Source organism: Lentzea sp. NPDC092896 (genome assembly GCF_044754905.1).
In the GTDB taxonomy this organism is placed as follows: domain Bacteria; phylum Actinomycetota; class Actinomycetes; order Mycobacteriales; family Pseudonocardiaceae; genus Lentzea.
The window spans coordinates 623,764-638,569 of sequence record NZ_JBIVPX010000004.1; the positions used below are offsets into that span (position 1 = coordinate 623,764).

The following is a 14,806-nucleotide window of genomic DNA, read 5'->3' on the forward strand; positions in this document are numbered from 1 at the left end:
GCTAGCTGGTGATGTCCTTCGTCTTGAACTGACGTGCCGCGAGCAGCGTGAAGATGCCGCCGTAGACGAGCGCGGAGAACGCCCCGCGGGTCATCTCCGACCAGTCGATGTCGGTCGAGAGCAGGTCGGCCCACGCCATCGCGTAGTGCGTCGGCAGGTAGTTGCGCAGGTCCCCGAGCGGCTCGATCTGGTCGAGGATCTGCGACAGGATCGAGACGAGCACCGTGCCGCCGACCGCGCCGAGAGGTGCGTCGGTGGACACGGACAGGAACATCGCGAGGCCCGCGACCCAGAACAGGTTGATCGCGATGTAGACGACCGCGAGCGCCATCCCGAGCACGCCGTCGCCGAACGGGGCGGCTTCGCCGGTCGGGCTCACCACCTCGCCGGCGCCGTACCAGGCCACGCCGACGCCCAGAGCCACCGCGGGAAGCAGGGCCAGGGCGAAGACGCTGAGGATGCCGCTGCTGACGGCTTTCTGCCGCAGCAGGCGGTGCCTCGGGATCGGTGCGGCGAGCAGGTACTTGAGGCTCGACCACGACGCTTCGGACGCGATCGTGTCGCCGAAGAACAGCGCCACGATCATCGGCAGCAGGAAGCTGCTGCTCACGAACAGCGTGAGCACCACGAAGTTGATGCCGCTGGCGGTCGCGAGGTCCACGAAGCCACCGGAGCGGCGGTTCGGGTCGGACTGACCGATCTCGAAGCTCGCCGCGAGGATGAACGGCAGCAGCACCAGGAAGCCCAGCACGAGCTGGGTCCTGCGGCGGCGGATCTGCCGTTGCAGCTCCACGTGGATGCGGAGCGTGCGGCGCGCCTTGTACCCGACCGACGAGCCGTCCGGCGCCACCTTGGTGTGCTGCAGCGCGGCCGCGTCGGTGAGGTCGTTGAGCGCGCCGGGATCGGTGTGGACTCCGTTGTCGTTCACTGGTCCACCTCCTGCCGGATCGGTGCCTTCGTGCGGTTCGGGTTAGCGGTCCGCACAGGCGCGAACGCGGGCGTCGCCGCGATCTCGTCTGCCACGTCGAGGCCGGCGTCGGCCAGCACCTCGATCGCGGCGGGGTTCGGGGCGTCCGCCGTGGCGGACGCCGCTGCCATCAGGAAGTCATTCACCGACCAGCTCCAAGAACGCGTCTTCCAGCCTGCGTCGCGGGCCCGCCTGGTCCACTGCCACCCCGGCCGCCACGAGAGCGGTCAGTGCGACGGAGCGCGGGACACCGTTCATCGACGCGTGCACGGCGTCCTCGTCCTCGTGCACGTCGTGCACGCCTTCGAGGCCCCGCAGGACATCGGCTGCCTTCGAGGGGGAGTCGACGCGGAACGTCGCCTCGCCGCCTCCCGCCGCGATGTCGGCCACCTCGCCGGCGGCGACGAGCTGACCCTTGTGCATCACGACCACGTGCGAACAGGTCTGCTCCACCTCGGCCAGCAGGTGCGACGACACGACGACCGTGCGGCCCGCCGCGGCGTAGCGGCGCAGGACCTCGCGCATCTGGTGGATCTGGGGCGGGTCGAGTCCGTTGGCGGGCTCGTCCAGGATCAGCAGGTCCGGGAGACCCAGCATCGCCTGGGCGATCGCCAGTCGCTGGCGCATGCCCTGGCTGTACGTGCGCACGCGGCGGTGCACCGCCTTGCCGAGGCCCGCGATCTCCAACGCCTGCTCGAAGTGCGCCTCGTCCACCGGCCGGCCGGTCGCCGCCCAGTACAGGTGCAGGTTCGCGGCACCGGAGAGGTGCGGCAGGAAGCCGGAGCCCTCGACGAACGACCCGATGCGCGACAGCACCGGAGCGCCCGGCGTGACCTTGTGGCCGAAGACCCGGATGTGGCCCTCGGACGGGTGGATCAGGCCCATCACCATGCGCAGCGTCGTGGTCTTGCCGGCGCCGTTGGGGCCGAGCAGACCGAGCACCATGCCGTGCTCCACGCGGAACGACAGGTCCTTCACCGCCGTCACGCCGCCGGGGTAGGCCTTCGTGAGGTTCGAGATGACCAGCGGCACGTCGGCGAGGTCGGGGTCCGAGTCCTGCGCCATGCGCCGGCGGAACATCGCGATGATGCCGGCGCCGATCAGCACCAGCAGCGCGATCACGATGCCCCACAAGGCTTCCACCGGGAAACCCTCGGTGACGTTGCGGCCGGGCACCACCGGCACCGAGAGCTCGTCGGAGGCCAGCGAGATCCGGTACGCGGCGGGCTGCTCGGCGTTCGCGAACGCCTGGTCCGTCGTGGACACCACGAGAGCCAGCTTGTGCTCGCTCTCAACAGGACGGACGGTGCCGGGCAGCGTCACCGTCACCTCGGCGGCCGAGCCGTCCGTGGGCAGCGCCACGCGGAACGGCGCGACGATCGAGCCGGGCAGCGTGCGGGTGCCGTCCGCGGCGACGTCGTAGAGCTTCGCGAACAGGATCGCCTCGCCGGAGGTCTGGTCACCGCGCGCGACGCGCAGCTTCACCGTCGACGACCCGGTCAGCAGCACCTGCGAGGTCAGCTCCTCCGAGGTGAACACCGCGGCCTGGCCCGGCATGTCGAGCGACAGCCGCGACGAGATCGCCGACGACCGCGACAAGGCCGAACCCAGACCGGGCAGGTTGCTGATCGACGCCGGGTTGCCGCCCGCCGGGTTCACCACGACCTGCTCGCGTCCGCTCAGCTTCAGCGTCTTGCGCTCGGTGGAGGAACCCTGGGCGAGACCGGGGTACGACGGCGCGATGACCGTGCGCAGCGACGGCTGGCCGGACGAGCGGAACGCGCCCTGCACCGTGTACTCGAAGCCGGTGCCGGGGTCGGTTCCCTTGCCGCGCAGGTGGAAGTCCATCCAGTCGGCGATCTCACCGCGCAGCGCGGTGCCGGGGTTGCCGCCGTCGTGGCCGCCCGCGTACCAGACCATCTTGACCTGGCCGCCGGCCGCCGCGATCTGGCGTGCGGTGGCGTCGGACTGGTCGAGGCCGAACAGGGTGTCCTGCTCGCCCTGCACCAGCATCGTCGGCTGCTTGATCTGGTCGGTCACGGCGACCGGGGACGACTTGCGCAGCAGTTCGAGCGTCTGCTGCGAAGCGCTGCCCGTCGTGGCGACCTCGGTGTAGGCGGTGCAGACCTCGGGCGTGAAGCGGCCGCACGCGCCGAGCGACGGCGTGGGCGGCTGCTGGCCCTGGCCACCCGAGTTCCCACCCGGCTGCTGCTGCGGCACGGTGGCCTGCTGGTTCGACGACTCCCGCTGGCCCGTCTCGGGCGCGTCGCCCGTGGGGGACGAGAGGTCGATCGACGTCATGCCCGCGGAGAAGAAGATGCCCGCCCACGAACGCTTGAAGACGCCGTCCTCGCCGAACGCGGTGGCGGACGGGGTGGCGTCCGCCCGCGGTGTCGCCAGCGCCGAGTTCGGCAGCAGCGACTGAGCGAGGTCGTTGTAGGTGATGACGGGGACGATGGTGTCGACGCGCTTGTCGACACCCGCGAGCAGCAGCGACAACGCGCCGCCGTACGACGCGCCTGTCACGCCCACGCGGGGGTCACCGCCGCTGTCCTTCTGCACCTCGTCACGTGTGCCGAGGAAGTCGAGGAGCTTCTGCGCGTCACGGACCTCGCGGTCGATCGAGTTCAGCGCGATCTGGCCCGTGCTGCGGCCGAAACCGCGCGCGGACCACGTCAGAACGACGAAACCGCGCCGGGCGAACTCCTCGGCCTGGGTGTGCACGCTGCGAAGACTGCCGCCGAAGCCGTGCGCGAGCATGATCGCGGGCGCGGGCGTCTGCTGGGGGAGGTAGAGGCGTGTCTCGATCGTCACCGTCTGAGCGCTGTCAGGGCTCTCAGGTGCGTCGATGTTCGCTTCTTTGAAGGAAACGGCTACGGGGTCGTCTCCGGATCGAGTGAAGTACACGCCACCTGCTACGAGGGCGAGGACCACGATCAATGCGGGGATCGTCCACCTGCCGCGAAGGCGGGATAGGCGGGACACGTGGATGACGATATGCGAGTTTTGCTGAGAACCGCCTGTCAGGATCCCGTCGCGGTCTCAGCATGAGTGGATCTTCAGCGCGGCTTCAGGTAACGGCGGTTCCGGCCCGAACGACACGCAGCGTATTCCCGTTGCACCTGGTTACGTGGGTCTGCTCACCCTGTGTGGCGCTAACCGCACTTCGTGGAGCACAATATTGACGCAGCATGGAGGGGAGTACTCCCTAAGCGGCGGTGTCGTCAATACGGAGCTCGGCGTGGAGCTCCCGGTGCCGTCGGTCGTTCGAGGATCATCTCGGCGGCGGAGGAGACCTCCGGGTTTATCTGGCATGCGCTGAGAATCCCGGAGGTTGGGTTGTGAACGTCCCCGCATGGATGTGGCTCGCGACGATCGGTGGTCTGCTCGTACTGCTCGCGGTGGACCTGGTGATCGTCGATCGAAAACCCCATGAGGTGACGATCGGTGAAGCAGCCCGCTGGGTGATCTTCTACGTCGCGATGGCGGCCCTCTTCGGTCTCGGCATCTGGTACTTCTCCGGTGGTCAGTACGCCACGGAGTTCTTCGCCGGGTACATCACCGAGTACTCGCTGAGCGTCGACAACCTCTTCATCTTCTTGATCATCATGACGACGTTCAAGGTGCCCGCGATCCACCAGCACAAGGTGCTGCTGATCGGCATCCTGATCGCGCTCGTCATGCGTGGCATCTTCATCGCGGCCGGCGCGGCGCTCATCAGCCAGTTCAGCTGGGTGTTCTTCATCTTCGGCGCGTTCCTCATCTACACCGGCTGGCAGCTGGCGCGGGAGAACCACGACGAGGAAGAGGAGTACAAGGAGAACCTCATGCTCCGCATGGTGCGCAAGGTTTTCCCGGTCACCGACGACTACCACGGCTCGAACTCGTTCATCAAGATCGACGGCAAGCGCTTCGTGACCCCGATGTTCATCGTGATGGTCGCGATCGGCTCCACCGACCTGCTCTTCGCGCTCGACTCGATCCCCGCGATCTTCGGGCTCACCAAGGAACCGTTCCTGGTGTTCACGGCCAACGCGTTCGCGCTGATGGGCCTGCGCCAGCTGTACTTCCTGCTCGGCGGCCTGCTGGAGAAGCTGGTCTACCTGTCGATCGGCCTGGCGGTGATCCTCGGCTTCATCGGCGTCAAGCTGATCCTGGAAGCCCTGCACACCAACAACCTGCCGTTCCTCAACGGCGGCGAGCCCTTCCACGTGCCGACGATCGGCATCGAGGTCTCGCTGTCGGTGATCATCGGCGTGCTGGCGATCACGACGGTCGCCAGCCTCCTCAAGGTGCGGCGCGACCCGGACTCCGTGAAGCACGTCGGCGCCGACGCCGGCCACTGACTGACAGACGAACAGCGCGGCACGTGTGTCCTGTGGACGCACGTGCCGCTTCTGTTTTCGGGCGCCGTCCTCGGCTTCAGGGAGCGGTGCGGCAGGTCAGGTCGACCGCGTCCGGCCGGTGCCAGTCCTCGTGCAGCCCTCTGGCCCCGAGACTCCTTCCTCCTGGTGGAGTCCCCTCGAACGGAGCAGCTGGACTCAGCTGACGGAGACGCCGTTCTGGTAGACGGCGCGGACCGCCTGCTTCAGCGTTCCGGCCTTCACGTGCTGCTCGGCGTCCCCCTCCACGAGAACGAGATCCGCGAGCTTGCCCGGTGCGAGCTCGCCGAGTTCGTTTCCGAGGCGCATCAGGTCGGCGGCGGACGTGGTGGTCGCGTAGAGCGCTTCCGCCGGGGACATGCCGTACTCGACCATCAGCGTGAGCTCGTTGAGGTTGTCGCCGTGCGGGCCGACGCCGGAGTCGGTGCCCATCGCGATCTTCACACCCGCCTGGTGCGCCTTCTGGAACGCCTGGAAGTGCTGCGAGACAACGGCGTTGGCCTTGTCCAGGATGACGTCCGAGATCGCCATGCCCGCCGCGGCCTGGTCGAGGACCATGCGCGGGGCCATCAGCGTCGGCACGAGCCAGGTGCCGTTCTTGATCATCTCGTCGACGCCCTCGTCGGTGAGGAACACGCCGTGCTCGATGGACCGCACGCCGTTGCGCACGGCCGTGAGGATGCCGTCGCCGCTCATCGCGTGCGACATGACCGCGATGCCCGCGGCGTTGGCCTCCTGCACGATCATCGCGATCTCCTCGTCGCGGAAGTGCGCGTGGCGAGGGTTGCTGCGCGGGGACATCACGCCGCCGCTGGACGCGATCTTGATGATGTCGGCGCCGTGGCGGACCAGCGTGCGGATGACCTTGCGCAGTTCCTCCGGGCCGTCGGCGACGGTGTCCGGCAGGCCGGGGTGCAGCGGCGGCGAGATGTGCGCGCCGCACTGCATCCAGTCGTCGTTGTGGCCGCCGGTCTGCGAGACCATGTTGACCGCGATCTGCATGCGCGGGCCCTGGATCAGGCCGCGCCGGACCGCCTCCGCGACACCGAGGTCGGCGCCGAGCGCGTCGCGGACCGTCGTGATGCCGCACTGCAGCGTCGCCTTCATGTTCCCGATCGCCTCGTAGAACGGCAGCGAGAACGGCGTGTTCAGCGACCGCACGAGGTCGGCACCGCTGAACATGAAGTGCACGTGGCAGTCGAACAGTCCCGGCAGGATCGTGTGGCCGGTCGCGTCGACCTTGGTGTCACCATCGAGTCCGATGCCCACGTCCACGATGCGGTCGCCCTCGACGACCACGTCGCCGGGCTCGGTCGTCCGGCCGGTGAAGACCCGGCCCCCAGAGAACACGATGCGCGTCATACGCGGGAATCTATGCGCTGAGTCAATTTTTGTGATCGGTCAACAAATAACTCTGAGCCTTGCTAACAAGTTCTGTTAACGTCCTGGCCGTGCGCCCTGAAGACCTGCAGCTGCTCACCACGCCCGGCACCGTCGCCGTGTCCGGAGACCTGGTGCTGGTCAGCATCACCACGCCCGATCTCGACAAGAACACCTATCGGGGCGGTCTGCACCGGGTGTTCCCGGACGGCACGACAACACCGTGGACGCACGGTGATCGTGACAATGCGCAGCGCATTTCTCCCGACGGCCGGCTGGTCGCGTTCCTGCGCGTCAGCGGAAAATCGAAGCCGCAGCTCTACGTCGTTCCGGTGGACGGCGGCGAGCCCCGCAAGCTGACCGATCTCCCGCTCGGCGCCGGCGCCCCGGTGTGGTCGCCGGACTCGTCGCGGCTCGTCTTCGTCGCCCGCGTGCCGGAGGAAGGCCGCTACGGCACGACCGACGACGGCCCCGAGGCCGAGGCGCCGCGTCGCATCACGCGCCTGGACTACCGGGTGGACGACGTCGGCTTCCTCGCCGACCGCCGCCCGCGCCTGCACGTCGTCTCCCTCGACGGCACGGTTTCCGAGGCGACCGACGGTTCCTTCGACGTCTCCGACCCGGCGTGGATCGACGACTCGACGCTCGTGTTCGTGGCGCCGCGAGACCTCGGCGTGGCCGAGACGTTGCACTCCGACCTGTACACCGTTCCCGCAGCCGGCGGCTCGGCGTCGTTGCTGGTGCGCGCCGCCGGCGAGGCCTCGATGCCGTTCGTCGCCAACGGCTCGCTCTACTGGCTGGGCACCGAGTTCTCCGGCATCGATGCCGTCGCACGCAACCTCGGTCTGTGGAAGGCGTCGCTCGACGGCTCCTCTCCTGTCCGGCTCACCGACGGCGAAACCGTTGACGTGGAACGGCTTTCTGGCCAGCCCGTGGCCGACTCCGCCGGCATCCTGCTCGCCGTGCGCAACCGCGGCGCGCTGGAGCTGCGCCGGATTCCGTTCGACGGCGGGGCCGGCGAGGTGCTGGCGGGTTCGTCGGCCGCTGTCCGGTCGTTCGCGACGGACGGGTCCACCGTGGTCGCCGTCGTGTCCACTCCGGACAGCCCTGGTCAGGTCGAGTTCGTCGGAACCGGTGTGCGCACGGCGTTCTCGTCGGTCGAGGCACGCCGCGTGGTCGAACTGGAGGGCTCCGCCTCCGACGGCTACCCGGTGCACGGCTGGCTCGTGCTGCCAGAAGGTGACGGCCCGCACCCGGTCGTCATGGCGGTGCACGGCGGCCCGTTCATGTACCACAGCTGGGGTTTCTTCGACGAGGCCCAGGTCTACGCCTCCGCCGGATACGCCGTCGTGCTGCCGAACCCGCGCGGTTCCGCCGGCTACGGTCAGGCCCACGGCCAGGCCGTGATCGGCAAGTTCGGCTCCGTCGACGTGGACGACGTCCTGTCCCTTTTGGACGTTGCCCTCGCCCGCGAGGATTGTGACGCCGACCGTGTCGGCGTGATGGGCGGCTCCTACGGCGGCTTCATGACGTCGTGGCTGTCCGCGCACCACGGCGAACGCTTCAAGGCGGCCTGGAGCGAGCGCGCCGTCAACGCCTGGGACTCGTTCTCGGGCTCGTCGGACATCGGCTACTTCTTCGCCGACGCCTACTGCGGCAACGATCCCGAGGCGCAGCGCGCGATGTCGCCGCTGACCTACGCCGAGAAGATCAACCTGCCGTTCGCCGTCGTCCACTCCGAACAGGACTGGCGTTGCCCGCTGGAGCAGGCGCAGCGGATGTTCGTGGCGTTGAAGCGGCGTGGTGTCGAGGCGGAGATGCTGATCTTCCCCGGTGAGGGGCACGAGCTGACCCGCACCGGGCAGCCGCGGCACCGCAGGCAGCGCTTCGACGCGGTGCTGGAGTGGTGGGGCCGCTACCTCAAAGCCTGACCCGTTCGGCCGCTGGTCTGCCGCCGCGCCGGGTACGAGGGTGTTCCGATGGACGAGAACACGGTGTCCGGCGCGGTTGGAATCTCGCGCCAACTCGGGCGCCGTGGTCATCTCCGCACTGGACGGCGCAGCGGGCGTCGGTGAGACCGCTCTGGCTCTGCGCTGGGCCCACCGCGTTGCTGACCAGTTCCCGGACGGTCAGCTGTACGTGACCATGCGGGCGGAAGCTAGCTGAGCTCGGTTGACGTGAATGCCTCGAAGCGGGCCAGAAGTTCCTGGGCCGGCGGGGAGTCGGCGTCGAACGCCACGAGGCGTTGCCGTTCCCCCGCCTCCCGCACTCCCACCCAGAAGCACTCGAAGCAGAACTCCAGGTCGAACAGCGCCTGGCCGTCGGCCGTGTGCGCCCAGATCGCGTATCCGGGGGAGAAGCACCGTGCCGGTTCTCCGGTCGGGAGGCTCGCGACGAGTGCCAGGACCGCGGAGGCCTCCGCACCCTCCCACGAGCCGAGCAGGTCGCCTTCGACGGTCCACGCTTCGAGCCGGTGCGCGTCGGCCGCCCCCGACGGCATCCGCGTGCTCATACCTTCGCGTGGCTCCACGTGATCACCCCAGCAACGTGTAGTTGAGCTCTTCGCACACACGCGCCAACGGGAGATCGAGACCCGGATGGTCCAACGGCAGCAACACGTCCGGCGCCGCGGGCAGTCCGGAGGCCCCCGGCGGGTCCCACAGGCAGATCGCCGGGTCGCCCGAGTCCATCGACGACCGGTACCAAAGCCCGTCCAGCTCCGGATAGGCCGCCCGGATCGCCCGCGACCAGGCCTGGGTCACGATCTTCGGCCCGGTCGAGATCTCCTGCGAGGCCCCGACGCGCGTCGGCCACAACCCGCCCAGGTCCAGCAGCCGCAGCGTGCGGCGCGGCCGGAGAACGACCAGGAACGGCGAGCGGGTGCGGCGGTCGACGATCGACGTGGCCTGGAAGACCTCGGCGATCGACGTGCGCACGGACAGGCCGAAGTAGAGGACGCCGTTCTCGTGGTCCTGGACCGGGCTGCCGTCGTCGGCCGGTTGCTGCGCGTCGAAGCGGGCGTGGGGGAGCGGGCCCGTGTAGCGGAACGTGTTCCAGCGCTGCGGGTGGGAGCCCTTCGCCGTGAACACGCGCACCAGGCGGGTCGCCCGGTGCACCGCCACCACGTCCTCGGTGCGGCGCAGGTGTGCTTGGAGCACGGCAGGGGCAGGCGGCTGCGGAAGCCGTGACATTCGGGTCCTGTCGGTGTTCGGGAACGCTCAGGCAGGTGTGCCGAGCGTGGAGGCCAGGGTGGCGACGCGCCGGGGGTCTCCTCCGGCGAGGAGCCACTCGCGCGGGGTCGCGGGCTTGCCGTCGACGGGCAGGTCCTCCTGGCGGGTGGTCATGAACGCGGCGACGACGAGCGCCGGCTGGTCCGACGGGATCTCCGCCAGGACGGTTTCGAGGCCCGGGAGCACGCCGGTGCCCGCGAACTGCCACGCGGGCAGGCGCCAGCTGCCCCTGTCCTTCCAGCCCACGAGCCTGCCGACGCCCAGGCGGTGCCGGATGCGGCTCGTGTCGACCTGGAGCTGGCGCGCGGCCTCGTTCACGGTCAGCGCCGAGTCGCGCAGCACCGCGTGGGCCACGACCGTGCGGGTGCGTGGCTTCGCGTCGGACGGGCTGGCCGGCGAGAGGTCCAGGCCCACGTCGGTCAGTGCCGCCTGCTGGTCCGGCGTGAAGTACGTGGCCGGTTCCGGGTGTGGCGGGGCGAGCCTTCGTGCCGCGTCGGTCACGAGGGCCAGGAACTCGTCGGGACTCACCTGCAGGCCGGCCTTGGCCAGCACCGTCTCCAGGGCAGGACTCATGCGCACAGAATATCCCGTGCGTGCGCATTTGTGCGCCCTACGAACGGCTCAACCGGAAACGTTCGACGTTGCGCGCTCACGCGACGACGCTACGTGAGAATTCCCGGTCCGGACCGGTGACGTGGGCCTCATCTGGCACATCGATACCATTCCCGGATGCAGCTCGACCGCACCGCCAAGCGGGTCGTGGTGGCGTGGGCCGCCGTCATGGTCGCCACGATCGCCTACGTCCTGTTCCGCCCGCCGGGGTGGTCGCTCGACCTGCGCGTCTACCGCAACGGCGGCGCGGCGTTCCTCCAGGACATCCCGCTCTACGTCGAGGGCTTCGCGAAACCTCTCGGTGGCCCCGACCTGCCGTTCACCTACCCGCCGATCGCCGCCGTGCTGTTCAGCCTGCTGGCGCTCGTGCCGCTCGGGGTCGCGATCTTCGCGGTGGCCGCGGCGAACCTCGCGATGCTCACCGGGCTGTGCCTGATCGCGGCGGGCCGCGTGCTCGGCTGGGGACCGGAGGCGGTGAAGTGGGGACTGGGCGCGGCGGCGGTCTCGTCGATCTTCGACCCGTTGCGCGAGACGTTGTGGTTCGGTCAGATCAACCTGCTGCTGGGCCTGCTGGTGATGGCCGACTGCCTGCTGGAACGCACGCGCTGGTGGCCTCGGGGCGCGCTGATCGGGCTCGCGGCCGCGATCAAGCTGACGCCGGCGTTCTTCGCGTTGTACTTCGTGGCCCGACGGCAGTGGAAGCCTGTGTTCGTGTCCATCGGCTCGTTCTTCTTCTTTGGGCTGCTGGGGTTCCTCATCTCGTTCGGTGACGCGAAGGAGTACTGGACGCACGCGCTGCTCGATCCGGGCCGCGTCGGGCGCCTCACCTACGCGTCGAACCAGGCCATCCGCGGCACGCTCGCCCGCTTCGGCCTGGAGAACGGCGCCCAGGTCGGCGTGTGGCTCGTGCTGGCGCTGCTCGTCGTGGCGGCCGTGTGGTGGCTGGCCTCGCAGCTCGGGGACGTCGAGGCGTTCTTCGTCGTGGCGATCGGCGGGCTGCTGATCTCGCCCGTGTCGTGGGGGCACCACTGGATCTGGATCGCACCCGCGCTCGTGCTGCTCTCACGGCCCGCGTTGCGCCGTCACTGGGCCTCGTGGGCGGTCGTGGCGGTGTTCGCGATCGGGCCGCACTGGCTCTTCCCGCGCGACAACGACGTCGAGCGGAACTGGGCGTGGTGGCAGCAGTTGATCGGCAACCTCTACGTGTTCGTCGGGGTCGCCGTGCTGGTCACACTCGCGGTGCGGGTTGTGCGAGACCGCCGTCGAGCTGCTTCAACCGCAGGCTGAACAGCACCAGCACCACGCCCCACAGGATCGCGAAGACGCCGATGGTGATCACGAACGCCAGCGCGCCCGCGGCCGGGTTCACGATCAGGATGATGCCGAGCAGCACCGTGAGCGCGCCGGTGACGACGTAGAACCACTCGTTCGTCATCACCTTGCGCAGGCGGATGGCGTCGACGATCTGCAGCACGCCCGTGACGAGCGCCCACGCCGCGATGAGGAGCAGCAGCGCGGTCGCCGTGATGCCCGGCCAGAACAACGCGATCAAGCCCGTGACCAGGCCCAGCACGCCGATGAGGCCGAGCGCCCAGCGCGCGGGCCACTCCTTGTGGGTCAGCGTCAGGTACAGCATCATCGCGCCGTCGAAGAGCGCGTAGGCGCCCCAGAGGATGATCAGCGCCAGCAGTGTCAGGCCCGGCCAGACCAGAGCGGCCAGGCCGAACAGGACCGCGAACACCCCGCGCACCGTGAAAAGCCACCACCGTTGCATGTTCAGGATCGTCTCGGCTGTTGCTGGGCTCGGCAACCTGAGACCCTCGACCGGTGCTGATCCGAGTGGCTGACTGGGAACGCATCCGATCCGGCGAGATCACGCTCCAGTTCCGGCGGTGGAAACGGCCGACCGTGCGCGCCGGCGGGAGGTTGCGGACGTCGCTGGGCGTCCTCTCGATCGACGAGATCGAGGTCGTGTCGCGGGTGACCCGTGCCGAGGCGCTGGCGGCCGGGTTTCCGACCGTCGCCGCGCTGAAGTCCTCTGTGGAGGGACGGGAGGGCTCGCTCTACCGGATCCGCCTGCGTTTCGCGGGCGAGGATCCGCGCGTCGAGCTGCGTTCGTCGTCCGATGTGGACGGAGTGGAGCTGACGGAGGCCGCCCTGGCGCTGCTGCGGCTGATCGCGGCGAACCCCGGGGTGCGGGCGGCGGACCTGGCCGCCTCGATGGGCCGCGAGAAGCTGCCGTTCAAGGCGGACGTCCGCAAGCTCAAGGCCAAGGGACTGACCGAGTCCCTGCGGGTGGGGTATCGCCTCTCCCCGCGGGGAGAGGCGTACCTCAAAACCCTCGACTAGCCCTGACCCGTGATGATCGTGACTGCCCGGTCCTGCGTCTGCTCGTTCACCTCGGCGACCTGGAAGCCACGCGCTGCCGCGTGCGCCACCAGTTCGGGCTCCGGCGGCAGGCCGTACTTGCGCAGGTAGTGCGGCACGGCGCCGGCCCAGATCCAGGTGCCGTCGGTGCGGAAGTTCAGCGGCACGTCCTGCTCGCCGCTCTGCGAGAACTCGTCGAGGTCGTAGCTGCGCGCGGCCAGCACGACCGGCGCCGACTCGAGGTAGGTGAGCAGCCCGTCGAGCAGCTGCGGGTCGACCGGCTGACGGTTCACGATGATGCGGCCGTCGTCGTTCTTGCCGTCGTACACGCGAGCCGTGCGCAGCTCGTCCGAGCCCGCCTGCGGCTGGTCCGGTTGCGCGGCCGGCACCTGGTACTCCTGCTGCGGCTGCTGGGGTTCCGGCTCGGGCGCGGGCAGCGGCGGCAGGCCGACGCGCTGACGCCACCAGTCCGGGATCATCCGGTCCGGCCGCGGGAACGTCTGGAGCTCGTCGCGGAAACCGATGGGCGGCGGCGCGTTCCGCCAGCGCGGCTCGTCCTCGGCGTTGAAGTCCACCGTGAACGCCGCCGGCGCCTCGATCTCGTACGTCGCGCTCAGCCACGTGCCGCGCTCGGGGTGGTACATGCCCCCGCGCAGGTGCCCGAACATCTGCACGACGTCCATCGGTGGCCGCACCGGTCGCAGCTGGCCATCGGGCCCCGCGAACGCCAGGTCGACCTCGATGTGCCGGCCCGCGGCCCGGTACTCGGCCCGGATGCGCTGCCAGCCCTGCGGTACGGCAGGCAGCATGGCACGGCCGATCTGCCGCACCAGCTGCTGCTGGTCCTGCTCGCTCAGCGGTGTAGCCGGCTGGCTCATGTGGTCCTCGCCCCTCTCCCCGTGAAAGCCCGCTGATCTTATCGGGCTGCCGTGACGCGCGCGGGCCGGTCGTACACCCCACGCCGTTCGCACCACTCTGAGTGGGTGTCCGGCCCTGCGGTTCCACCGGTCAGCGGTTCGACAGGGCTCCGCTCAGCAGGTTCTCCGGCAGGTAGCCGGACTCGACCTCGACCGGGAACCCGTTGTCCCTGCCACGGATCGCCACGGCGAGCAAGGCGAGCGCGACGAAGCCGTCGGGGTTGTCCGCGAAGCCCGCCTGACGCCAGTGGTCGCGGTGCGCCCTGGTCGCCTGCACCAGTGCGTCGGTGAAGTCCTCCGGCCCGCCGCGCAGGACGCGGAACAGGACGTTCACCGGCGGGTACGCCACGAGCAGCATGAAGTCGCCGGAGGCGAACCTCGCCCGCCTGGGATCGGTCAGGTCGATCACGGACTCGAGCAACGCGGGCGGAACCTGGTCGCCGCGGAGGTGGCGCTGCATCGTGTCGACCCAGGGGCCGACGTACTCCTCGACCTTCGCGCCGCTGCCGAGCAACGTGTACTTGCCGACCGCGCACAGTTCGGCGACGCGCTGCTCGCTGCGCGTGATGATGGCGAGCCAGGCCGCGGTCAGCCAGTCGACCGGGGTGGCGTGGTGGTTCGGGCCGAGCACGGGCAACCGGTACTCCCGGTCGCCCAGCCGGTAACGGACGAAGTCCTCCGACTTGGACGTGCGGGCGAAGACCGCGTTCGCCGTCTGGGACGCGAACACGGCCGCCTGCCACGTCTCTTCCTCGTCCGCGGCGGGGTCGAGCGCGGTGAGGTACTCGAAGCGCGTCAGCGCCCGCCTGCGCGCGGCGCTCAGCGCGTCCGGGTCCGACTCGACGTCCTCCAGCGCCGACGCGATCAGGCGCTGGAGCGTGTCCACCTGAGCGCGGGCGAACTCCACGTCGATCTCGTGCCTGAGGATTTCGTGCATCGTGGTGGCCGGTC

At 69.5% G+C, this 14,806-nt stretch carries 15 protein-coding genes; 5 read left to right on the forward strand and 10 right to left on the reverse strand.

Annotated features, from left to right (window positions below; all coding sequences use genetic code 11):
• Nucleotide 1 precedes the first annotated feature (1 nt).
• From ACIQF0_RS23890 to ACIQF0_RS23900, 3 genes are read right to left on the reverse strand one after another with little or no spacing between them, the layout of a single operon-like run.
• Nucleotides 2-928: an ABC transporter permease subunit gene (locus ACIQF0_RS23890; RefSeq protein ID WP_360046775.1), complete on the reverse strand. Its 927-nt coding sequence runs from the start codon at nt 926-928 to the stop codon at nt 2-4.
• Nucleotides 925-1,113: a hypothetical protein gene (locus ACIQF0_RS23895; RefSeq protein ID WP_360046776.1), complete on the reverse strand. Its 189-nt coding sequence runs from the start codon at nt 1,111-1,113 to the stop codon at nt 925-927. The genes ACIQF0_RS23890 and ACIQF0_RS23895 overlap by 4 nt, the downstream gene beginning before the upstream one ends.
• On the reverse strand, nt 1,106-3,781 hold the full coding sequence (locus ACIQF0_RS23900) for an alpha/beta fold hydrolase (RefSeq protein ID WP_396425798.1): 2,676 nt from the start codon (nt 3,779-3,781) through the stop codon (nt 1,106-1,108). Before ACIQF0_RS23900 ends, ACIQF0_RS23895 begins: the two co-directional genes overlap by 8 nt.
• A gap of 527 nt (nt 3,782-4,308) precedes the next feature.
• Here ACIQF0_RS23900 and ACIQF0_RS23905 point away from each other — a divergent pair.
• Nucleotides 4,309-5,313 carry a TerC family protein gene (locus ACIQF0_RS23905; protein WP_360046778.1) on the forward strand — a complete coding sequence of 335 codons (1,005 nt, stop codon included), beginning with the start codon at nt 4,309-4,311 and terminating at the stop codon, nt 5,311-5,313.
• Between the two features lie 195 nt (nt 5,314-5,508).
• On the opposite strand, the gene ACIQF0_RS23910 is transcribed toward ACIQF0_RS23905, so the two are convergent.
• Nucleotides 5,509-6,711: an amidohydrolase family protein gene (locus ACIQF0_RS23910; RefSeq protein ID WP_401032634.1), complete on the reverse strand. Its 1,203-nt coding sequence runs from the start codon at nt 6,709-6,711 to the stop codon at nt 5,509-5,511.
• 89 nt (nt 6,712-6,800) lie between these two features.
• On the opposite strand from ACIQF0_RS23910, the gene ACIQF0_RS23915 reads away from it, so the two are divergent.
• On the forward strand, nt 6,801-8,660 hold the full coding sequence (locus ACIQF0_RS23915) for an alpha/beta fold hydrolase (protein ID WP_401032636.1): 1,860 nt from the start codon (nt 6,801-6,803) through the stop codon (nt 8,658-8,660).
• A gap of 76 nt (nt 8,661-8,736) precedes the next feature.
• Nucleotides 8,737-8,895 carry a hypothetical protein gene (locus ACIQF0_RS23920; RefSeq protein WP_401032836.1) on the forward strand — a complete coding sequence of 53 codons (159 nt, stop codon included), beginning with the start codon at nt 8,737-8,739 and terminating at the stop codon, nt 8,893-8,895.
• Here the strand turns inward: ACIQF0_RS23920 and ACIQF0_RS23925 are convergent.
• From ACIQF0_RS23925 to ACIQF0_RS23935, 3 genes are read right to left on the reverse strand one after another with little or no spacing between them, the layout of a single operon-like run.
• Nucleotides 8,888-9,259: a hypothetical protein gene (locus ACIQF0_RS23925; protein ID WP_401032638.1), complete on the reverse strand. Its 372-nt coding sequence runs from the start codon at nt 9,257-9,259 to the stop codon at nt 8,888-8,890. The two genes, ACIQF0_RS23920 and ACIQF0_RS23925, sit on opposite strands and share 8 nt — an antisense overlap.
• Before the next feature lie 4 nt (nt 9,260-9,263).
• A complete protein-coding gene (locus ACIQF0_RS23930) occupies nt 9,264-9,920 on the reverse strand; it encodes an RES family NAD+ phosphorylase (protein WP_093596775.1) in 657 nt (218 codons plus the stop codon).
• A gap of 27 nt (nt 9,921-9,947) precedes the next feature.
• Nucleotides 9,948-10,532: a DNA-binding protein gene (locus ACIQF0_RS23935; RefSeq protein WP_401032640.1), complete on the reverse strand. Its 585-nt coding sequence runs from the start codon at nt 10,530-10,532 to the stop codon at nt 9,948-9,950.
• A 156-nt stretch (nt 10,533-10,688) separates the two neighbouring features.
• Here ACIQF0_RS23935 and ACIQF0_RS23940 point away from each other — a divergent pair, with 156 nt between their 5' ends.
• Nucleotides 10,689-11,858 carry a glycosyltransferase 87 family protein gene (locus tag ACIQF0_RS23940; protein WP_401032642.1) on the forward strand — a complete coding sequence of 390 codons (1,170 nt, stop codon included), beginning with the start codon at nt 10,689-10,691 and terminating at the stop codon, nt 11,856-11,858.
• Here the strand turns inward: ACIQF0_RS23940 and ACIQF0_RS23945 are convergent.
• Nucleotides 11,800-12,345, reverse strand: a complete 546-nt coding sequence (locus ACIQF0_RS23945) for an HdeD family acid-resistance protein (protein WP_401032644.1) — start codon at nt 12,343-12,345, stop codon at nt 11,800-11,802. The two genes, ACIQF0_RS23940 and ACIQF0_RS23945, sit on opposite strands and share 59 nt — an antisense overlap.
• Before the next feature lie 53 nt (nt 12,346-12,398).
• Here ACIQF0_RS23945 and ACIQF0_RS23950 point away from each other — a divergent pair, with 53 nt between their 5' ends.
• Nucleotides 12,399-12,920, forward strand: a complete 522-nt coding sequence (locus ACIQF0_RS23950; RefSeq protein WP_401032645.1) for a hypothetical protein — start codon at nt 12,399-12,401, stop codon at nt 12,918-12,920.
• On the opposite strand, the gene ACIQF0_RS23955 is transcribed toward ACIQF0_RS23950, so the two are convergent.
• A complete protein-coding gene (locus tag ACIQF0_RS23955) occupies nt 12,917-13,816 on the reverse strand; it encodes a hypothetical protein (protein WP_401032647.1) in 900 nt (299 codons plus the stop codon). The genes ACIQF0_RS23950 and ACIQF0_RS23955 overlap by 4 nt on opposite strands.
• Before the next feature lie 130 nt (nt 13,817-13,946).
• Entirely contained in the window at nt 13,947-14,792 is an 846-nt protein-coding gene (locus ACIQF0_RS23960) for an immunity 49 family protein (protein ID WP_401032649.1), read from the reverse strand.
• Nucleotides 14,793-14,806: the final 14 nt, after the last annotated feature.